The following is a 19,931-nucleotide window of genomic DNA, read 5'->3' on the forward strand; positions in this document are numbered from 1 at the left end:
CAATCTGTTTCTAAGGACAGGCTCGCTCGCGTGACAAACCTCTACCGGCTAGACAAAATTCAACCTTCAGACCGAGATGCAGTGGGAGAAAAAGCATTTTACTTGAGCGGTTTGCTCGCTCAAAATCATCCCGTTGTACCGGGTTTTGTCGTGCCGGCTCAAACATTTTGGCAGTTTGTAGAGTCGATCGACTGGCTAGAACCGCTATTTGCTGACTTGCCCCACTCTTCCCTGCACCTGAATGTTGACGATCCCAGACAACTGCAATCGATCGCCCGCAGCATCCGCCACCAAATCCTCGCCAGCCAACTGCCAGATTCACTGCCCTCCATCCTAGAGTCTGCTGTTTCTCAACTCAACTCAAACTCCAAAACCTTAATTTTTCGCCCTTCCCTGACTTCCTGGCACCCGAAAACAGTCGGAATCTTGGACTCTCACGCAGTACCAGCACAAGCAGAAGCAATTGGCACCGGACTCAAGCGAGCTTGGGCAGAACTGTTTAGAGCCCGAAGTCTATTTTACTGGCAGCGGTGCGGCCTGGGGATACAGCAAATCAATCCCGCAGTTTTGGTGCAGCCCATCGAGGGAGCGATCGCAGCAGGCGAGATCAAAACCGCGGCCGGTGCAGCATGGGAAATCCAAGCCACCTGCGGTTTGGGAATGTCCCTCGCTACAGGAGCAAGCATTCCCGATTACTATCAAGTGCACCCGGCAACAGGCGCGGTTAAATTCCAGCGGCTGGGTTACAAAACATTAGCATACAATCTCAAAGCGGGCGATTCAGAACAGAAAGAACAACTGCAAATCGGCAATTTTGCTGCTTGGGAAATTCCCAATTCTGCATTTCAAGATTTTGATTTTGCTGACAGTTGCCTGGAAGTTTTGGCGCTGGCAGAGGCAGCACAAAGTGAATATGTTTTAGAGGAATCGCAACTGCAAAAACTCATTGAATTGACCCAAAAAATTGTTGCAGAATTTGACTCTGATTTAATCTTGGATTGGACAATGAACCGGGCAGAAAACAGCGGCGAACCGCAGTTTTATTTCAATCGAGTTCGTGTGGTGAAAGGGGAAAAAGCGGCGCAGACATCGGTCAAGACGATCGCCCCGGCGAGAACTCCTGCGATACTCAGAGGTTTGGCCGCCGCTTCAGGAAAAGCCGAAGCAATTGCCCAAGTCATCACTAATTCCCACCCAGAAAACGCTCAATTCTTGGCTGGAGGCATTTTGGTAGCCCGGACAATCGAGCCGCACTGGCTGCCTTGGCTGAAAGTTGCTGCGGGGGTAGTTGCCGAAGAAGGAGGCATGACAGGCCACGGCGCGATTTTAGCCAGAGAGTTGGGGATTCCCGCCGTTGTGGGAGTTGCAGGGGCGACTCGGGCGATCGCCTCGGGGGATTCGGTGTTGGTAGATGGCGATAGCGGAGAAGTTTTTGCCACCGCCCGAGATTCGGCGACTGACACAGCAGAAAGCAGCCGGCTTGAGGAAACGGCAAACAATCCAGATACATACAGTGCAGCAGCAAAAATGTCAATAGCCAACCACCAATTTTCTGCATCGGAGCGATCGTCCAATCCCGGCCTTAAATCTCGACTGGTACAATCTCCCGAATCAGTTTGGGGCGCGCCAACGGCGACTCAACTGCTAGTTAATGTCAGCCAAACAAGTTCGATCGAGCGCCTCAAAAATCTACCAATAGACGGCATCGGATTGCTGCGATCGGAATTGATGGCATTGGAAGCTTTGGACTGTCAAAACCCCAAAGTTTTGCTGCAAAACGGCCGCCAATCGGAATTTGTCGATCGCATGGCCGATTGCCTCAGTTTATTTGCAGCAGCCGTTTCGCCGCGGCCGATATTTTATCGCTCTCTCGATTTACGCGAATCGGGAGCCATCGGCAGTTTTAGTTATACCTTTGAACCCGAGTTATTTGATTGGGAACTGTGCGTACTTCAAAAAGTCTGGGAGTTAGGCCATACAAATATCAATTTAATTTTGCCTTTCGTGCGCTCTGTTGACGAATTTGTTTACTGCCGCGAGCGATTAGAAAAAAAATGGAAAAACCGACCGAACGAATTTGAAATATGGATTATGGCGGAAGTTCCTTCGGTATTATTTTTATTACCAGATTATGTAAAAGCCGGAGTTCAAGGAATTTCCATCGGCACCAACGATTTAACTCAATTTCTATTAGGCATTCACCGCAACTCCGAACAGTTAGCAGGTGGTTTCAGCGGGCGCGATCGAGCAGTAATGAAGGCGATCGAACAATTAATCCAACAGGCCAGGGCTGCGGGCATTCCTTGCTCGATCTGCGGCGACGCGACCGCACTGTATCCTGAGATAGTTGAATCCTTGGTGCGGTGGGGAATTTCGTCTATTTCCGTCAATGTCGATGCTGCAGAACAAACTTGCAGGGCGATCGCCCGGGCCGAACAGCGCTTGCTGCTAGAAGCCGCTCGATCGATCGTTAATAATTGATCTCAATTCCGGTTGCACTCCTGGGGAATTGTTGACTGTTGACTGTTGATTGTTGATTGTTGATTGTTGACTGTTGACTGTTGACTGTTGACTGTTGATTGTTGACTGTTGATTGTTGACTGTTGATTATGAATCGAACAACTGGAAATTGCACCGAGATAGGTGGCGACTTGTAAAAATTATTCATGAATTGCCCTCTAATTTATCATTTCGATGCAGCCGAAAACGATAGGATATAAGCTGTTGCGGTAAATCAACATTGCGTGTCAAAAATGACTGAGATTGCTTGTGAGACTTTGCTCCAGCGCTGTTTAAATTATTTGGGAAATTTCAGCCTAATGTAAGTATTCGGATGTTAGCGTATTGGGTATTAACGATTTTATCAACCAGATTTTTTGACAGACATATTGCCCTCAACCGCAAAAATTGCCCGGGCTGGCGGGTTTGGGAACCTAAGTCCTCAATAAAAAGATCGGATTTTCAAGCTAGGATAGAAATATCATCAACACCTTACCCAGAGCAACAAACAATGAAATCAAAAATCATTGCAACCGCAGCAATGCTTGCCGCCCTCGGCTGTCTGCATCCCCATCCTGCATTATCTCAACCGGCAACTAGCGGCGGCCCGCAACCCGGATTTTGGCAGCCTCAAGCGCAGGTTGACACTACTCGCAACATTACCCTCAGACTCTTAAATGAAACCGGATTAAACCTAGAATACGGTGAATCAGGTGTTGGTTTATCATCCTTACCCGTCGGAGCCAGCAAAAACATCATTGTTCGCGTCAGCAACCGCACGGCCGACATTGCCAATATTCCGATTAATGTCAAAGGAGGAACCACAACTTTGAAATACGACTACAGCGTAGATTCTAAGACAAATATTGTGACGGTTCGGATCGCTATATCGGATGGTCGGACTAGGCAAGATCGGTCAGTTTATATTGATGAAAAAGGCCGAATTTACTCTTTCTAAAACCGACGGCGATCGACCTGGTTTCTCCCGATCGTACCAATTTAATCAATACTTGCTATTAGATGAATTCCTAGCCCCCCCGAAATCGCGGGGGGGTTGGGGGGTTCTATTGGTATAAATCTTGGTTTGAGCAGGAAAGTATCCGGGAAGAAATCGGGTTTCTGGACTCGATCGCGTAAATTGTGTCTCGCAAAGTCTGAATCAAGTACAGCCGGTCGAAAGTCGATTTTTTTTGTGCAGCGGATTTGACATTGCATTCCCAAAATCAACAGCAGCTAGCAATTCGGCACTGGTGGGGCATAGCATCAGGTTAATTCCGAGAAGATGTCAACCGCCGCATCGCGAATTAATATCCGCTGTTCCTGTTAAAACCGCTGCCTCGATTTCCCTCTTCTTTCGGTTTGGCTTTGTTGACTCGCAAGGCGCGTCCCATCCACTCTGCACCGTCTAATTCGCCGATGGCAGCGTCTTCTTGGGCATCTTCCATCATCTCAACAAATGCAAAACCGCGCATCCGACCGGTTTCCCTGTCGGTAGGCAAGACAACTCGCTTGACAGTGCCGTATTCTGCAAATACTGCTTTCAGGTCTTCTTCGGTGGCGCGGTAAGAGAGATTTCCAATATAGATAGTCATGTCGATCGAACTAAACTTGTTGTGCTATATATAATAACCTCTTAATTTTACTGTCGGCGTGCGATCTAGCCGACAACGGGGGCGATCGCATCTGAATCAAAGGGTTTGCCGCGCCGACAAACCCTTTGTAATAGATCGGATAGTTACTGCTGTTTCTTAGTCGATCGAGATCGACTGAGGCCCAGTGCTTTTGTTAGTCGCTTCGGTTGCCGGAGGAGTGTAGGAAGTCGAACCTGCTTGTTCGTCAATCCAGCTTCTGACGGGATCTTCGTGAAGGTTGAGTCGCAGCAGGCCCGAAAAAAATCCGCCCGCAAAGGCGATGGGCTGTTGCATCAATTCTTTGGCCACTGGGATGAGTTCGTCGAGGAACATTCAAGAGTCTCCTTGTGCTGCTGGGGTTCTACCTTTACTGTACCGTTTGTACTGCGATGCTGGCAGCGGGCTACAAAAAACCGGCGCTTTAGGTGCTGGTACAAGACGGGCGATCGGGCAATTTTTGGCCGAATGATTTAGAATGCTAATCAATTTCCTGTAAAAATTATATGTGCCGTTTGCTTGGCTACCTCGGCGGGCCGATTTTACTCGATTCTATTCTGTACAAGCCGGAACATTCCCTAATTGTGCAGAGTTACGAGCCCCGCGAAATGACTTCAGGCGTGGTTAATGCTGACGGTTTTGGCATCGGTTGGTATCACCCGCACCTAGAGACTGACCCGTTTACCTATAAAAACATACAGCCAATTTGGAGCGACCTCAATCTACCGAGTATCAGTCGATACGTTGAATCCGGCTGCGCGATCGCATACGTTCGCAGCGCAACTTCGGGACAATCTGTAGATTTGAGCAACTGTCAGCCGTTTGGGCACGATCGCCTGCTGTTCGTACACAACGGCTTCGTGAAAAATTTTCGCCAAACTCTGTACAGGCCAATTCGCGATCGCCTGTGCGATACCGTTTATCAATCAATTAACGGTACTACCGATTCAGAACACATCTTCGGCTTATTTGTCAATGAATTGACAGACAAAAATCTGACCCTACAAGCAGCTTTGCAAAACTCCTTAAAAATCTTGGCAGACTTAGCAAAAGTTCAGCAAACAGAATTTTCAGCTAACATCATTATCAGCGACGGAAACCAGCTCGTTGCCTCTCGCTTTGCTTCCCAAAAAGCCGCTCCTTCCCTTTATTGGGTGCGGGACGATCTAAACTTTCCAAATTCGGTCATCATTGCTTCAGAGCCTTTATTTACTGGCAATTGGCACGAGTGTCCAGAAGACAGCATTATCAGTACGGGAGTAGACGGTGATATCCAAATCTATCCAATCTTGTAGAGAGGCAATTTATCGCGATTTACAGCAGTGTCGCCGCGGCACTTTTAAATTATTTGCAGACATAGATTGCGATACTTTCTGCCGCCTTGCTCATCCAGATTTCAGTCCGGTTGGCTGGCATTTAGGTCACATTGCTTATACTGAAGATTTGTGGCTGTTGCAGCGATGTGCTGCGTCGAAGCCAGTTTTTCCTGAGTATCACCAACTGTTTGCTGCGGATATTTTGCCGAAAAAACAGCGGGTTTTTCTGCCGCAGTTACCAGAAGTTAAATTGTATCTGGATGCGGTAAGAAAAAAGGTGTTAGATTATTTGGAAGTAGCGCCGATCGAGGAGCAAGAACGTCTCTGGCGGTTTATGATTCAGCACGAAAGCCAGCACTGCGAAACCGTGGCTTTTGTGTTGCAAATGCAGGAGAAGCAAGGAAGGCGCGACAGGGATTTGGACGCGGATACACGGATTAATTATCCGCAAGGGGGAAGAAGGCAGAGGGAAGAAAGAATATTAAGGCCCGATTGCCCTGTTTGGCCGATGCCCGATGCCCCATGCCCAATTCCCAATTCAGAAATTGAAATTCCGGGGGGAGAATTTTATATGGGAAGCGATGCTGCTGAGGCTTTGGATAACGAGCGATCGCGCCACTTGTGTTATTTAGAAGCATACGCGATCGATCGCTATCCCGTCACTTGCGGTCAATACCGAGATTTTATGGCATCCGGCGGCTATCAAAACCCTGATTGGTGGTCAGTAGAGGGGTGGAAATGGCTCAAAGTTCATTTAGTCGATCGCCCGCTTTACTGGTCAGAAAATCCAGCGTTCAACAACCATCCAGTTTGTGGCGTAAGTTGGTACGAAGCCGAAGCCTACTGTAACTTTACCGGCAAGCGTTTACCATCAGAAGCCGAATGGGAGAAAGCAGCGAGTTGGGATGCAGCAAATCAAACAAATCGCACCTATCCTTGGGGAGAAGCACCGCCAAATGCCAGCCTGTGCAATCACGGGAATAATCTGGCAAACACATCGCCAGTTGATGCTTTTCCAAAAGGAGCGAGTGCGACAGGCTGCTGCGATATGTTGGGGAATGTTTGGGAGTGGACTGCTTCCACATTTGACGCTTATCCAGGATTTGAAAGTTATCCTTACAAGGGATATTCTCAAGTTTATTTTGATGGAGAACACCGAGTTTTGAAAGGCGGGAGTTGGGCGACTTTTCCTCAAGCAATGCGATCGAGTTTTCGGAATTGGTACTATCCGGGCGTGCGGCAAATTATCGCTGGTTTTCGCTGCGCCAAGTAGTTAGCCATGCAATTATAGCCTTTTTCAGAAAGATGAGGTACTATGCGGCATAGGGCATTGGGCGGGGAGCATCTCACTTTTGCAGCCAAGCTAGAAATTGGAGGTAGGAGGCAGGAGACAGGAGACAGGAGGAAAGAGGAAGAAAGAAGGAGTCAAAAGAAGTCTTTTTACAAATATGAGATGCTCCCATTGGGCGGAGCGAAGCGGAGGGATTGGGCGGAGCGAAGCGGAGGGATTGGGCGAGCGCGAAGCGGAGGGATTGGGCATAGGGCATAGGGCATCGGGCCCAGCGAAGCGGAGGGATTGGGCGAGCGCGAAGCGGAGGGATTGGCCCGCGCAGGGCATCGGCCCGCGCAGGGCATTGCAACCAACAAATAACAAATAACAAATAACAAATAACAAACAACAACAGTCAACAGTCAACAGTCAACAGTTAACTTACTATTCCGATACTAACGGATTTGAGATGAGGACTTGATTCTCGATGGAAGTCAAAGGAATTTAGTTTTGACTGCGAACTTATCGGGCTTATTTTACAGATATATATAAATTGAGTGAGAGTGAATTCGGAACGAGATTTTTTGGGAAAACTTCCCAATTTTTTTCAAATCTAAAAAGATCGAGTAACAAACTTTTATAAATTATTTTATAATTATAGTAGAAATTTTTTAAGTTTTAATTTGGGGAGCGATCGCCATTTAGTGAGAAAATACAAAAGGGAAATCGGGATAAAAAATCTCCCTTGAGCCTGATATTTGGCAGCGCGACTGCGTGCTATACCCATTAGTGCATCCTAATTTGATTCTATGAAATCCCCAAAACTGTCAGAGACGACAAACCGAGCCTCAACGAAGGAAAATCGCCTGCACTTAGAGCGACTTGTCAGCGTTGCAGCACCCACACCCGCAGAAATCAACGCAGGTAGCGAAGTCGTTAGCGGGTTGACTCAAAACCCCAAAACCCTGCCTCCCAAGTATTTCTACGACGATCGCGGATCGAAGCTGTTCGAGTTGATTTGTCAGTTGCCAGAATACTACGTGACACGCACGGAGACGGCAATTTTGCAAGAATGTGCAGGGGCGATCGCCCGTTTGACGGGCCCGTGCGAAATAGTCGAACTCGGCAGCGGCAGTTCCACCAAAACTCGGATTCTCCTCGATGCTTACAACCAACTGCAATATCCCCTGCACTATTTGCCGATCGACATCAGTCCGACTATCCTAGAAAGCAGCGCTTGTCAACTGCTAACAGATTATCCGTCCCTCCAGATTCACGGAATTGTCAGCACTTACGAACTAGCCCTAGCTAAAATTGCACCGTCACCGTTGCCAACCCGAATGATTTGCTTTCTAGGCAGCACCCTCGGCAATTTAAACCATCAAGAATGCGATATATTTTTCTCGCAAATTGTCGGTGCATTGCAGCCAGGAGAATATTTTTTATTGGGAATTGACCTAGACAAATCTAAAGATATTTTAGAGCCAGCCTACGATGACAATCAAGGAGTGACAGCAGCCTTTAACTTGAATATGCTGCGACATTTAAATCGCAAGTATGAAGGAAATTTTGATTTAGCGCAGTTCGAGCATTGGGCTTTTTACAATCAAGAAGAATGTCAAATTGAAATGCACTTGAGAAGTATGAAAGCGCAAACCGCGAACTTGCGCGCTCTCAATTTAACCGTAGAATTTGCCGCCGGAGAAACTATCCGCAGCGAAATTTCTCGTAAGTTTAATCTGAATACAGTAAAGAAAGAACTTTCTGAGCGCGGTTTAAAGTCGGTGCAAGTTTGGACAGATCCAAAACAGTGGTTTGGCTTGGTGCTTTGTCAAGCTTAGTCATTAGTCATTAGTCATTAGTCATTAGTCATATCATGTCCGGTCGATTACCATAACAAAAACGGTTCGTAGTGCGGACTTGCATTCCGCACTACGAACCAATTTTATCGTTTTTAATTGACAGGATACGATATCGTGAGTTATTAAACTTGTATGGCACTCATTCCCAAACTATCCTGAAATTATCTGCGTTTATCTGTGTTTATCTGCCCAATATCTGCGGTTGCAGGATCGATCGAAGACTTATGCAATGCAAGTCTATGATTAATGAAAATTAAGTTTCGTTCCACTAACCCAACATACAGATTCTTGTCACTTCCTTCCTAATTAACAAATCGGCCGCTGCCCCGGTTTGACTGCGTGAATGTACTCGCTGCCCGAAGTCGGCCATCCCCGTTTATAATAGGCTTCCTCCGGCTTTCCCCAGCCCAACTGCAACAAAATTTCGAGAAAATCCAACTTTTCCCACTTTGAAAGACTGGCCCATTCTGTGCGCTGAGCTAGAGCCTCTACATCCACCGGCTCGATCGCTCGAAAATCCTTCCCGCTGTTAATACTCAAATACAAATCCATCCCCGCAGTTACCTGCTGCCAAAATTCCAACATCGCAATCTTAGCTGCTGTCAGAGTAATCAAATCAACCGGTAGAGCTATCAACTCATCATCCACCGCCGGATAGCGCAGAGTATTGCCTTTAACCGCCATTTCCCGCCAGACAATCCCAGAAACTTGATGTTCCCGCTGGTATTCGTGCACTGCGGCCTTAAAATTTTGATAAGCAGTGAACTTTTGAACGCCCTCAGATTTGAGAAAACGATCGATCACCGGATTCCCTGTAGCAGGAGTTTCAGTCAAGTTGAGACGTCGCCCGTGCAAGCAGGCTTGGCGCTCTTCTTCGAGGATTTTAATGAGTTGGGCCGTGCTGTAGACGTTAGACATCTTTATTCAAGCAAAATCAATACATTTGCTGGTTTGGCTGATTCGATCGGCTAATTTTTACTAAAGATTCTTTTTTTTTGTGAACAATATCACTTTTGCCGCTATTGTAACCCACATTCTGCAGATGTGGCTGAGCTTACTGGTATTTTTAAGCAATCAAAACTATGAAAATTTTCCTAACCTAATTTTTTTAGGTTTGATTTTTGCTGTTCGTGACAATAACTATAATGTAGAAAAACTTAAGTTATTTTGTTTGAATTAGTTTGCTCTCGCGTGCGATCGATTAATATCGTTTCGGAGCGGAATGATTGAACCTGACTAGGGCGCAGAGAACGCAGAGGAAGACAAGAGAGAGATGAATACAGGACGATGAAACACTGATTTGATCTGACTCGATTTTACAATTGGGATGCTACCGGATTTGAATTTATCTCAAATCCGGTAGCATCGGAATGATTCAGATATATATTCTCGGACTCTGTGTACTCTGTGTTCTAATAAGGTTAAATCATTCCGAATCCAACCGGAAACGATATAAATTCAATAAAATTAGATCGCGCGTGCGGGCCGGACTCCAGCCCACAGGATCGAACTATTTTTGTTATGGTAATCGACCGGAGATGATATTATGCAGTAATGCAAGTGTAATTAATTCTGCACGCCTTAATATGCACAGTCAATTTCAAACTTTTAGGGCGAAGTCTAAGGCTCTAAAATTGACTGACTTTTTCCAATCTCTGTGAATGTTTGAAGTATTTTAAATCTTCGACAAAGATACTTTGGCGGTTAAAAATTCCTGAGTTTGTTTTCACAGATAATTGCACGTCTCCCTTGCTTTTTCCTGCTTGTTTCAACATCTCCATTACCATTTTCCTGTGATTGCGTCCTTCAGCCTTAATTCTTCTCGACTGACTAGAGCTTCGTAATAATCGGGTTTGATTTCTAGGGCGACTCCGTAAGAGTTCATGGCGTCTTGAGTCCGCTGCAATTTTTGCAAAACGTCGCCCCGCTGTGCCCAAGCTTCCCAGTTGTCCGGCTTGAGTTGAATCACTTGGTCAAATGCGACGAGCGATTCGGAATAGCGCTGCATTTTTCCTAGCAGCAAACCTCGCTGCACCCAGCCTTGATAGCTGTCGGGCCAGATAGTAATTGCTCGATCGTAGGATGCTAGAGCTGGTTCGTATTGCTGCAAAGTTGATAGAGCGTTGCCGCGTTTCAACCAAGCTTCAAAATTGTCGGGCACGATTTTAATTACGCGGTTGTAAGCTGCGACTGCTTCTTCGTAACGCTGCAATTTTTCCAGGGCCGCGCCTTGCTGCAATCCTACTTTTGATGTGATTTCTGTTTCTGAACTCAGAGAAATTACTTTGTCATAACAGGCGATCGCTTCTTCGTACTGCTGCAATTGTTCTAGAGCTTCGCCTCGCAAATTCCAAGCTTCTAGAAAATTTCCTTCTATTTGTAGGGCATTGCTGTAAGCGATTATCGCATCTTTGTAGCGTTCCAATTCTGCTAGGGCGATGCCTCTACCCAGCCAAGCTTCGGGGAAGTTTGGATTAATTTGAATTGCTCTGTCAAAAGCAGCGATCGCCTCTTCATAATCTCTCGATTCTGACAGGGTTTGACCGCGCCCGATCCATACTTCTGGATAAAAAGAATTAATTTCAATTGCGCGATCGAAACAAGCAATTGCGCCATCGCGCCACTGGTGTTTGAGGGCCATTCCTTTATAAAACCAAGCTTCGCAATCGTTGGGTTGCAGTTGCAGCACGCGATCGTAAGCTGTGACTGCTTCTCCGTATTTGTGCAGTTTTGCTGAAGCAATACCCCGATTGAACCAAGCCAGACTATTTTGTGGTTGTAGTTGAATGGTGCGATCGTAAGAAGTTACAGCTTCGGCGTAGCGCTCGGCCTTCATCAGAGCCAAACCTCGGTTCAGCCAAGCTTCTGCATTAGTCGAGACGAGCTTGAGCGATCGCTCGTAGGCCGCCACAGCTTCAGCGTAGCGCTCTGCTTGCAGCAAGACGTTGCCTTGCCGACACCACATCGCGGGCAAATTTGGGTGAATTTGGGTGGCTTTTTTGTAACAGCTTGCTGCTTTATCCCACTCCTGCAATTCCTCTAAAACTCTGCCTTGCTGATACCAAGCTTCGTGCTTTTCTGGATTGATTTCAATTGCTTTGTCGAAAGCCGCGATCGCTTCTGAGTAATTCTGTAAATTTAACTGTGCGCTCCCGCGCAGCATCCAAGCCCAATATTCTTCTGGATTAATTGCTATAGCTCGATCGCAACAGGCCACTGTTTCTGCGTAGGAGTGCAGTTGCTTGTAAGCTTTGCCCAGATTCAGCCACGCCCGGGCCCAGTCCGGCTTAATTTGCACCGCTTTTCCATAGCAAATGATCGCCGCTTCGTACCTTCCCGATGCGTACAATCTATTGCCCCGATCGTAATCTGGAAATGCTGCCACAATTCTTAAAATCGGTGGCAGTAGAGCTGGTTGGGGGTTTGACGAGTTTTCCGTGGCTGAAGTCGAGAGGTCTGGCATACGCCTTACATATAAAAAATTTAGTGGGTTGACAAGCTTGCGGTCTTATATATTAACTTATGCTGTTCTTAACTCGCTGCGGTTTTGAAACCAATTTAGCATATCAGGTCTTCTGCCACAAATTATATTTACTTGAGAGCAACTTAAATCTATATGTATAAAATTATGCACAGTTCCCGCTTTCAGTATTCGGCTGTAAAATGCAGTCGGGAAACAAACAAATATCTCGTCATCCTGATTTCAAAATAAATTTCATATGATAACTGTACACAGAATTTTAGATTTTGCGGACTGCTTTACCGATCGCAATTCAAGGTCGATCGACCTTTCCGCCAATTATTGGTACGAAGGCTATTGTCCTCAAAGCGGCGAACTGCTGAGACTCCCGCGCACTCGAATGTCAGAGGATCTCGCCAGGGGTTTAATGCAGTACCTTGCTGCGGACGATTCCTTCGATGGCGAGGGCAAGATGTACGGCCTATTGCTGGTAGAGATGGCTTCGGGGGAACAGGGGATACTCAAAGCATTTTCCGGGCTGCTCAAGGGTTGCAGCGTTGTTGAGGGCTGGGTGCCGCCGATTCCGGGACGATCGCGAGTTCAAGGAGAGGAAGCGCGCGCCTTAACTCAATTAGAAGCGATGAAACAGGAACTGATTGCACTGAATCAACTGCCGCAGCGACAAGAGTATGAAGCTTTATTGAGCGAGTTTGAATTGCAATTGCAATTATTGAACGAACAGCACCGCAATTGCAAGCAACAGCGAGAACAAAAACGCCAATTACTGTCTCAAACTCTCGCAGCAGAAGCACTATCAATTGCCCTCGAACAATTGAATCAAGTCAGTCGTTTGGAGAAAATTGAACGCCGGCAATTGAAACGGCGGCGGGATGAAACATTGCAGCCGCTAAAACTCTTAATTGAAGCTGCCGACGAGCGGATGCGGGCGCTGAAAAAGCAGCGAAAAGAGCTTTCCCGCGAACTTCAGGCGCAGATGCACGCGGCCTATACGCTGGTTAATTTTTTGGGTAAATCGCGATCGCTCTTGCAATTGATGCCTGCGGGTGCTATTCCCACGGGAACGGGCGATTGTTGCGCGCCCAAATTGCTGCACTATGCTGCTGCAAATAATTTAAAACCCCTAGCAATGGCAGAGTTTTGGTGGGGGCCGAGTTCTGGAGATAAGATTCAAGGGGAATTTTACGGTGCTTGTGGCGATCGGTGTCAGCCGCTGATGGGTTTTTTGCTTTCTGGATTGGGTGAAAATAAATCAAAATTACCGATTATTTATCAAGATGAGTGGTTAATTGCTGTCAACAAGCCCGCCGGATTGCTATCAGTTCCCGGTCGCTATTTCGATACTCAAGATAGCGTTCAAAGCCGCTTGCAAAACTATTTTGGCGATGGCTTAAATCTGAAGAATGTTCACCGATTGGATTTAGAAACATCGGGTATTTTGCTGCTGGCGCGCGACAAAGAAACCTACAGCCAATTAAGCGGTCAATTTGCTAACAAACAAGTTCGCAAAGTTTACGAAGCGGTGCTTTCTGGGACTGTAAAAATTGATGCTGGGACGATCGAACTTCCACTTTGGGGCGATCCCGAAAATCGCCCTTACCAACAAGTTAATTGGGAGTGCGGAAAGCCCAGCGTTACTGGCTTTCAGGTAATGGCGAGGGAGGGAAATCATACTCGCGTCGAGTTTTGGCCGCTGACGGGGCGCACGCATCAGTTGCGGGTTCATGCAGCGGATGTCGGAGGGTTGGGAATACCGATTTTGGGCGATCGACTTTACGGATGTCGGGCTGCTGCGAGTCGATTGCACTTACACGCGCGGGAACTTTGCTTTGAGCACCCGCAGTCGGGAGAATGGCTGCACTTACAGGCGGCGACTCCATTTTGAGCACGCGGGCGATCGATATTTGTAGAATTACCAGCAATGGTTCCTAGGGCGGACACGATATAGAGATATGCTGACAAAGATTTGTTGGCAAGTCCTGTTTGAGTTATATTGAGAAGCGATCGAACTCAAATTTTTCAGATTCTTCAGTTGAGTAAATATCAAAATTATGACTACTCAAACAACCTCTCCACTCCTACTCAGTTCCTTCAAAATCGGAGATTTAACCTTAAAAAATCGGGTAGTCATGGCACCCCTGACGCGGAGCAGAGCCGGTGAATCGCGGATGCCCAACGCCTTGATGACAGAATATTACACTCAGCGAGCCGGAGCTGGTTTAATCATTACAGAAGCTACGGTGGTTTCTACTCAAGCTATTGGTTGGCTGAATACGCCCGGTATTTATTCAGACGAGCAAGGCGAAGCTTGGAAACAAGTTGTAACTGCGGTTCATGCCCGCGAAACGCCGATTTTCATGCAGCTTTGGCACTGCGGACGATCTTCCCACAGCAGTTTTCATGAAAACAATCAATTGCCAGTTGCAGCATCTGCCATCAAAATAAACGGAGAAGGCATTCATACTCCTCTAGGCAAACAACCCTACGAAACCCCCCGCGCTCTAGAAACCGATGAAATCTCGCTGGTTGTAGAAGATTATCGCAAGGCGGCGGAACGGGCAAAAATAGCAGGTTTTGACGGTGTAGAAATTCACGCGGCAAACGGCTATCTCATTGACACATTTCTGCAAACCAGAACCAATCACCGCAGTGATTCCTATGGTGGGGCAGTCGAAAATCGCTACCGTTTTCTTAAGGAAATTGTAGAGGCGATTATCACAGTATTTCCGGCAAACAGAGTGGGAGTTAGACTTTCTCCCAATGGTGTTTACAATGATATGGGTTCTCCAGAATATCGGGAAGATTTTCTGTATTTCGCAGGGCAGTTAAATGCCTATGATTTAGCTTACCTTCACTTGGTGGACGGTCTGGCATTTGGCTTTCACGAATTGGGAACGCCGATGATGATAGCAGAGTTTCGCGATGTGTTTGCCGGGCCGCTGATTGGCAACTGCGGATACACTCAAGAACAGGCTGAAACGGCTTTGAGCAGCAAAGTGGCGGATTTAATTGCTTTTGGTCGCGATTTTATCAGCAATCCAGATTTGGTAGAGCGTTTTACTAATGGTTGGCCGCTCAATCCGCCTGCAGAAGTTGGCGTCTGGTATTCTTTTGGGCCTGAAGGTTATATCGATTTCCCTAGGTATCAGGAATCTCAAGCTATTTCCTGAGCCTCAGATTACATGGATGACACCTGCTGTTAGATCCCAGATTTCTTTAAGAAGTCTGGAATCTGGCTAATCTAAAATTGATTGACTGCTTCGTAATCTTCCCAAGCTGCTTTGGCACCAAATTCGACGATCGCACTCCAATCACAAGCATATTCTCCAGCACAACTAAAAGAACCAAGTTCCAAGACATAAAGCTCTCCCTCTGACTCGCAGATATCGATCGTGTAAACAGATTCTGGATACCAACTCACTTGTTTTAAAACTTCCCTAGGATAGTTTTCTAAATATCCTCCCCTGATTGTTTCATCAACTCTTTCTTCTCCAAATAAATACAAAAAACCAGTAATAATTTGATTTTTATAAACAAAAAATCTCCATTCTTTCGTGATTTCTCGCTTACCACTGACTAAAACCAAAGTTGTTTCGTCCCTTTTTAATTCACTTCCCAGAGATTGCATAGTATTTAAAATATTCAGGTTAAAAACCCCGGCTCGAAATGACTTCATATTGCTGTCAGGTCGAATAAATAAATCTCCCTCGGATTTGAAGTATTCCAGAATTTCGGTTTTTCTTCTGATTAATTCGCCCAAAGAAAGAATAAAATACTTTTCATTTAACAAGTATTGACCGAAATAAGTGTAGTAACTGGAACAGCGGAGATTTTTTTCATCCATATAAGCTCCGGGAATCCACGAAGTTCTTAAGATATCCCGACCCAAATTCAGAGTTCCCATGAATAAAACACAATCATCAGGGGGAAAATATTGATGAGCTGCTTCAGGGCGAAAATTGAGATATTTAGTTTCTTGGTAAATGTATCCTTGTTTCTGTAGTTCTGCCAAAAATTCTGATTCGCGATCGTAAATATCTTTTTCAATCAACCAATTTACTTTTTTCATGACTCTTTGAAGTTCTGGTGTTTGAGAAGCAACTCCCGCAAAGAGAGCAAAAATGACTTAATCTAAACCCAATAGCAAAAAGACAGTTGAGATCGAGAACGTTTCCTTCTATCCTAATAAGCGTAGGATATTTTCAAACATCCGAGCTACGAGCTCAGCTTTTGAGATCCTGAAAATAATCAATAGCGGAAGCGCTTTTAACAAGATGGCAGAAAATCACAAATCAACGGTTATCATCACCGGCGCTTCCTCCGGCGTCGGTTTGTACGGCGCGAAAGCCCTTGCAGACAAAGGATGGCACGTAGTCATGGCCTGTCGCGACGTGCGGAAAGCCGGAGACGCAGCCCAGGAGTTGGGCATACCTCAAGGCAGTTTCTCCATCATGCAAATTGACTTGGGAGATTTGGAGAGCGTGCGCCGATTTGCTAGGGAATTCAAGGCCAGCGGCAGGCCTCTCGATGCTTTGGTGTGCAACGCGGCAATTTATATGCCTTTGATTAAGGAACCGCTGCGGAGCCCGGAGGGTTACGAGTTGACGATGACTACAAATCACCTCGGTCATTTCCTGCTGTGCAACTTGATGATGGAAAATATGAAGCCTTCCTACTATAACGATGCGAGAATCGTGATTTTGGGAACCGTGACTCACAATCCAGACGAGTTGGGCGGCAAGATTCCGCCGCGCCCGGATTTGGGAAATTTTGAGGGCTTTGAAGCGGGTTTTAAAGACCCAATTTCGATGGCTGACGGCAAGCAGTTTGAACCGGTCAAGGCTTACAAAGATAGCAAAGTTTGCAACGTGCTGACGATGCGGGAATTGCACCGCCGCTTTCACGAATCTACGGGGATTAATTTCACTTCGCTTTATCCCGGATGCGTCGCGGATACGCCGCTGTTCCGCAATCACTATCCTTTATTTCAGAAGCTTTTCCCGCTGTTTCAAAAGAATATTACCGGGGGTTACGTGTCGCAGGAGTTGGCCGGGGAAAGGCTGGCGATGGTGGTTGCAGATCCCGAATACAAGCAATCTGGCGCTTATTGGAGTTGGGGAAACCGCCAGAAAAAAGATGGCAAATCTTTTGTGCAGAAGGTTTCTCCGCAGGCGCGGGATGATGAGAAAGGCGAGCGGATGTGGGAGTTGAGCGCTCGGTTGGTGGGTTTGACTGACGGGGCTCCAATGGGTGCTGCTAGTGCGGGTCGATCGGCATAATATCGTGTCTGCACTGCTAACCGGGAGAACGGACGGTCGTTTGCACTACAAACTGTTTGTGTCAGCGACTTGACATGATGTAGTTGATAGTTTGTGCACCACAATCTCAGAAACCGGGTTTTTTACTTTGTCTGCGGGCTGTGACGAAGTGAACGTAGGAAAAACCCGGTTTTTTGCTATTGGTACGATCGCCCCATGAACCTCAAAGCGCAGGTTGGGCGATGGAATAAATCGATTTTTTATACCGTTGGCGATCGAATGTCGAGATCTTGTTGCGGATCGGCATCCCGTTGATGCGTAAGTTTTGGGGGACGAACACCGGAGCGATTTTTGGGTTTTTGGCCGTTGCGAAACTTTTGGTGGCGAAGGTTGTTGGCTTTTTTGCGGTTAAGATTAATTTTAAGTTTAGGGTGCACGGGTTCCTGAAAAGATTTTCACCCAATTATTCGAGATAATTAGATCCTATGGCTTGTCGATCGCAAAAACTTTTTTTAATCGCTGGAATTTTTGGCTTAGTTTGGTTGGGAAAACCAGCGAAAACATCCGCTAGCAATGTTGCAATTTTTACTTCCAATGTTGAGGATTTGACCGCAGTCAGTAGCGATCGCGATCGACACGAGGGAAGCACTGATAATCTTGACACTCGCGAAGACTTGGTCGCCCCAGCATCAGATCGATCGGCTTTGCCACCAATTATACCTGCAGGAACTCCCGATTTACAGTCAGAAGTTGCCCATTGGGCCGATCGCACCTCGATCGCCACAACTCAAGAAATGGCGCTTTCTAACTCAGGTAAACCGCTAGAAGAAAGTATTAGCGCCCAAAAAATTGGTTTGGAGGGCGATCGAGATTCGCAACTAATCTCAAATCCGGTGACATCGGAATTAGAACCGAGTTTTGTCGCGATCGCGGGTACAGACAATTCTGATAACAATATCAGCCAACTGCCCAACCCAATTCAACCGAGAGAGCCGGAATTTCCCGCACCAATCGCCCCCGAACCGCCTCCGCCCTCTCCCCTCCAGCCAACCCCAGCAACACCTGTTCCCGGCGACACCAGACCGGGGATTCCGGGTACAATTCGGGTGGAGCGCTTTGAATTTGAAGGCAACACGGCTTTTAGCGATCGCGAACTGGCAGAAGTTACGCAGCAATTTGCGGGGCGCGAAATCACCTTTGCCGAACTGATCGCAGCGGAAGCAGCCGTCACTCAAAAATACGTAGCAGCCGGATACATCAATTCCGGGGCTGTAATTCCCGCCAACCAAAGCTTTCCCAGGGAAGGAGGCGCGGTAAAAATTCGGATTGTCGAAGGCGGGTTAGATGAAATTAAGATTGCGGGAAACAGGCGCTTAAATTCAAGTTACGTGCGATCGCGCCTCGAACGCGCCACCAGAAGGCCGCTCAATCGCGATCGGCTGCTGGAAGCCTTGCAAATGCTGCAACTCGACCCCTTAATTGCCAATATTTCCGCCGAACTGCAAGCCGGAAGCCGCCCGGAAAACAGCAGGTTGGAAGTGCGGATTAAAGAAGCAGACAGCCTCAGCGGCGAAGTGTTCGCAGACAACAACCGATCGCCCAGCGTGGGTAGTTTTCGGCGCGGCGTGCGCGTCAATCAAGCAAATTTGCTCGGTTTGGGCGACGGATTGGAGGTATCCTACGCTAACACCGACGGTAGCAACGAATTTAACGGTAGCTACACAGTTCCCGTCAACGCGCGCAACGGCACAATTCGGTTTGCTGCGGGTGCTGCGAGTACCAACGTGATCGAGGAACCCTTTGCGGCGGCAGAAATTGAGGGTAAATCGCGCACTTACGAGTTAACTTACCGCCAGCCGATTGTCGAAAAGCCCGATCGCACTTTAGCTTTGGGAGTAAGTTTATCGCGCCAAGAAAGCGATACATTCCTTTTGGGTGAAAGATTTGCGCTGTCGGCGGGAGCAAACGATCGCGGGGAAACGCGGGTTTCGGCGGTGCGGTTTTTTCAAGAATACGTGCAGCGAAATACTCGACAAGTGATCGCGGCGCGATCGCAGTTTTCCGTCGGTAGCAATTTGTTCGGCGCTACTGAGAACAATAGCGGCCCTGACAGCCACTTTCTGGCGTGGCGCGGACAAGCGCAGTACGTGCGGCTCTTAGCGCCGGAAACCTTACTGATAGTGCGTTCCGACATTCAATTAGCCGATCGCCCGCTGCTGTCCCTCGAACAAATCGGGATCGGCGGTGTTCAAAGCGTGCGCGGATACCGCCAAGATTTGCTGTTAACTGATAGCGGTGCGATCGCTAGCGCAGAAGTGCGAATCCCGGTTTGGCGCGCGCCGAAAGTTAAAGGATTGTTGCAGGTGGCTCCGTTTATCGATTTTGGGGTGGGCTGGAACCATTCGGGGGAAAAAGCGAATCCTGAGTCTGACACGCTGTTGGGTGCGGGTTTGGGGCTGGTTTGGCAGATGGGCGATCGGCTGAACGTGCGTCTAGACTACGGTATTCCTTTGATTAATGCTCGATCTGGCGATTCCCTACGGGATAGCTCCGCTTCACGAACTTTGCAGGAAAAAGGCCTCTACTTTCGGATTAATTACTTTGCTTTCTAAATTGTCGG

18 protein-coding genes are annotated in these 19,931 nt (G+C 47.3%); 11 read left to right on the top strand and 7 right to left on the bottom strand.

Annotated features, from left to right (window positions below; translation table 11 throughout):
- Positions 1 to 30 precede the first annotated feature (30 nt).
- Positions 31 to 2,481, top strand: a complete 2,451-nt coding sequence (locus tag QUA97_RS06385) for a putative PEP-binding protein (protein ID WP_333193978.1) — start codon at positions 31 to 33, stop codon at positions 2,479 to 2,481.
- 529 nt (positions 2,482 to 3,010) lie between these two features.
- Positions 3,011 to 3,457: a hypothetical protein gene (locus QUA97_RS06390; RefSeq protein ID WP_194067163.1), complete on the top strand. Its 447-nt coding sequence runs from the start codon at positions 3,011 to 3,013 to the stop codon at positions 3,455 to 3,457.
- Between the two features lie 346 nt (positions 3,458 to 3,803).
- Here the strand turns inward: QUA97_RS06390 and QUA97_RS06395 are convergent, their stop codons facing one another.
- Complete coding sequence (locus tag QUA97_RS06395; RefSeq protein WP_194067162.1) at positions 3,804 to 4,091, bottom strand: RNA recognition motif domain-containing protein; 288 nt, start codon at positions 4,089 to 4,091, stop codon at positions 3,804 to 3,806.
- A 156-nt stretch (positions 4,092 to 4,247) separates the two neighbouring features.
- The gene (locus QUA97_RS06400) at positions 4,248 to 4,463 is read right to left on the bottom strand and encodes a hypothetical protein (RefSeq protein ID WP_194067161.1); all 216 of its coding nucleotides are present in this window, start codon (positions 4,461 to 4,463) and stop codon (positions 4,248 to 4,250) included.
- On the opposite strand from QUA97_RS06400, the gene QUA97_RS06405 reads away from it, so the two are divergent.
- The 5 genes from QUA97_RS06405 to egtD all read left to right on the top strand — a co-directional run bounded on the left by QUA97_RS06405 (position 4,444) and on the right by egtD (position 8,554).
- Entirely contained in the window at positions 4,444 to 4,599 is a 156-nt protein-coding gene (locus QUA97_RS06405) for a hypothetical protein (RefSeq protein ID WP_194067160.1), read from the top strand. The two genes, QUA97_RS06400 and QUA97_RS06405, sit on opposite strands and share 20 nt — an antisense overlap.
- Positions 4,600 to 4,633: 34 nt before the next feature.
- Positions 4,634 to 5,422, top strand: a complete 789-nt coding sequence (egtC, locus tag QUA97_RS06410; protein WP_194067159.1) for an ergothioneine biosynthesis protein EgtC — start codon at positions 4,634 to 4,636, stop codon at positions 5,420 to 5,422.
- Complete coding sequence (locus QUA97_RS06415) at positions 5,394 to 6,716, top strand: SUMF1/EgtB/PvdO family nonheme iron enzyme (RefSeq protein WP_194067158.1); 1,323 nt, start codon at positions 5,394 to 5,396, stop codon at positions 6,714 to 6,716. The genes egtC and QUA97_RS06415 overlap by 29 nt, the downstream gene beginning before the upstream one ends.
- Positions 6,717 to 6,891: 175 nt before the next feature.
- Positions 6,892 to 7,101, top strand: a complete 210-nt coding sequence (locus QUA97_RS06420) for a hypothetical protein (RefSeq protein ID WP_194067157.1) — start codon at positions 6,892 to 6,894, stop codon at positions 7,099 to 7,101.
- Positions 7,102 to 7,522: 421 nt separating this feature from the next.
- Complete coding sequence (gene egtD / locus QUA97_RS06425) at positions 7,523 to 8,554, top strand: L-histidine N(alpha)-methyltransferase (RefSeq protein WP_194067156.1); 1,032 nt, start codon at positions 7,523 to 7,525, stop codon at positions 8,552 to 8,554.
- Positions 8,555 to 8,881: 327 nt separating this feature from the next.
- Here the strand turns inward: egtD and QUA97_RS06430 are convergent, their stop codons facing one another.
- The 3 genes from QUA97_RS06430 to QUA97_RS06440 all read right to left on the bottom strand — a co-directional run bounded on the left by QUA97_RS06430 (position 8,882) and on the right by QUA97_RS06440 (position 12,038).
- Complete coding sequence (locus tag QUA97_RS06430) at positions 8,882 to 9,493, bottom strand: hypothetical protein (RefSeq protein ID WP_194067155.1); 612 nt, start codon at positions 9,491 to 9,493, stop codon at positions 8,882 to 8,884.
- Positions 9,494 to 10,203: 710 nt separating this feature from the next.
- Positions 10,204 to 10,356, bottom strand: coding sequence for a hypothetical protein (locus QUA97_RS06435; protein ID WP_194067154.1), 153 nt, complete (start codon positions 10,354 to 10,356; stop codon positions 10,204 to 10,206).
- Positions 10,356 to 12,038, bottom strand: coding sequence for a tetratricopeptide repeat protein (locus tag QUA97_RS06440; protein WP_194067153.1), 1,683 nt, complete (start codon positions 12,036 to 12,038; stop codon positions 10,356 to 10,358). Before QUA97_RS06440 ends, QUA97_RS06435 begins: the two co-directional genes overlap by 1 nt.
- Before the next feature lie 256 nt (positions 12,039 to 12,294).
- Between QUA97_RS06440 and QUA97_RS06445 the strand changes: the two genes are divergently transcribed.
- Entirely contained in the window at positions 12,295 to 13,938 is a 1,644-nt protein-coding gene (locus tag QUA97_RS06445) for an RluA family pseudouridine synthase (protein ID WP_333193987.1), read from the top strand.
- 166 nt (positions 13,939 to 14,104) lie between these two features.
- The gene (locus tag QUA97_RS06450; RefSeq protein ID WP_333193989.1) at positions 14,105 to 15,223 is read left to right on the top strand and encodes an alkene reductase; all 1,119 of its coding nucleotides are present in this window, start codon (positions 14,105 to 14,107) and stop codon (positions 15,221 to 15,223) included.
- Positions 15,224 to 15,294: 71 nt separating this feature from the next.
- Here QUA97_RS06450 and QUA97_RS06455 read toward each other — a convergent pair whose 3' ends face one another.
- Complete coding sequence (locus tag QUA97_RS06455; protein WP_194067150.1) at positions 15,295 to 16,122, bottom strand: ATP-grasp domain-containing protein; 828 nt, start codon at positions 16,120 to 16,122, stop codon at positions 15,295 to 15,297.
- 205 nt (positions 16,123 to 16,327) lie between these two features.
- On the opposite strand from QUA97_RS06455, the gene QUA97_RS06460 reads away from it, so the two are divergent.
- Positions 16,328 to 17,332, top strand: a complete 1,005-nt coding sequence (locus QUA97_RS06460; RefSeq protein ID WP_194067149.1) for a protochlorophyllide reductase — start codon at positions 16,328 to 16,330, stop codon at positions 17,330 to 17,332.
- Positions 17,333 to 17,571: 239 nt separating this feature from the next.
- Here the strand turns inward: QUA97_RS06460 and QUA97_RS06465 are convergent, their stop codons facing one another.
- Positions 17,572 to 17,748 carry a hypothetical protein gene (locus QUA97_RS06465; RefSeq protein ID WP_194067148.1) on the bottom strand — a complete coding sequence of 59 codons (177 nt, stop codon included), beginning with the start codon at positions 17,746 to 17,748 and terminating at the stop codon, positions 17,572 to 17,574.
- Between the two features lie 48 nt (positions 17,749 to 17,796).
- Between QUA97_RS06465 and QUA97_RS06470 the strand changes: the two genes are divergently transcribed.
- Complete coding sequence (locus QUA97_RS06470) at positions 17,797 to 19,923, top strand: ShlB/FhaC/HecB family hemolysin secretion/activation protein (protein ID WP_194067147.1); 2,127 nt, start codon at positions 17,797 to 17,799, stop codon at positions 19,921 to 19,923.
- Positions 19,924 to 19,931 lie beyond the last annotated feature (8 nt).

The organism is Microcoleus sp. CZ3-B2 (assembly GCF_036705055.1).
In the GTDB taxonomy this organism is placed as follows: Bacteria; Cyanobacteriota; Cyanobacteriia; order Cyanobacteriales; family Microcoleaceae; genus Microcoleus.

What these genes read in the sequence shown, in the direction of transcription:
- QUA97_RS06390 (WP_194067163.1), top strand. Translation starts at nt 3,011, where the DNA reads ATGAAATCAAAAATCATTGCAACCGCAGCAATGCTTGCCGCCCTCGGC.
- QUA97_RS06395 (WP_194067162.1), bottom strand. Translation starts at nt 4,091, where the DNA reads ATGACTATCTATATTGGAAATCTCTCTTACCGCGCCACCGAAGAAGAC.
- QUA97_RS06405 (WP_194067160.1), top strand. Translation starts at nt 4,444, where the DNA reads ATGAGTTCGTCGAGGAACATTCAAGAGTCTCCTTGTGCTGCTGGGGTT.
- QUA97_RS06400 (WP_194067161.1), bottom strand. Translation starts at nt 4,463, where the DNA reads ATGTTCCTCGACGAACTCATCCCAGTGGCCAAAGAATTGATGCAACAG.
- egtC (WP_194067159.1), top strand. Translation starts at nt 4,634, where the DNA reads ATGTGCCGTTTGCTTGGCTACCTCGGCGGGCCGATTTTACTCGATTCT.
- QUA97_RS06420 (WP_194067157.1), top strand. Translation starts at nt 6,892, where the DNA reads ATGAGATGCTCCCATTGGGCGGAGCGAAGCGGAGGGATTGGGCGGAGC.
- egtD (WP_194067156.1), top strand. Translation starts at nt 7,523, where the DNA reads ATGAAATCCCCAAAACTGTCAGAGACGACAAACCGAGCCTCAACGAAG.
- QUA97_RS06430 (WP_194067155.1), bottom strand. Translation starts at nt 9,493, where the DNA reads ATGTCTAACGTCTACAGCACGGCCCAACTCATTAAAATCCTCGAAGAA.
- QUA97_RS06435 (WP_194067154.1), bottom strand. Translation starts at nt 10,356, where the DNA reads ATGGAGATGTTGAAACAAGCAGGAAAAAGCAAGGGAGACGTGCAATTA.
- QUA97_RS06440 (WP_194067153.1), bottom strand. Translation starts at nt 12,038, where the DNA reads ATGCCAGACCTCTCGACTTCAGCCACGGAAAACTCGTCAAACCCCCAA.
- QUA97_RS06445 (WP_333193987.1), top strand. Translation starts at nt 12,295, where the DNA reads ATGATAACTGTACACAGAATTTTAGATTTTGCGGACTGCTTTACCGAT.
- QUA97_RS06450 (WP_333193989.1), top strand. Translation starts at nt 14,105, where the DNA reads ATGACTACTCAAACAACCTCTCCACTCCTACTCAGTTCCTTCAAAATC.
- QUA97_RS06455 (WP_194067150.1), bottom strand. Translation starts at nt 16,122, where the DNA reads ATGAAAAAAGTAAATTGGTTGATTGAAAAAGATATTTACGATCGCGAA.
- QUA97_RS06460 (WP_194067149.1), top strand. Translation starts at nt 16,328, where the DNA reads ATGGCAGAAAATCACAAATCAACGGTTATCATCACCGGCGCTTCCTCC.
- QUA97_RS06470 (WP_194067147.1), top strand. Translation starts at nt 17,797, where the DNA reads ATGGCTTGTCGATCGCAAAAACTTTTTTTAATCGCTGGAATTTTTGGC.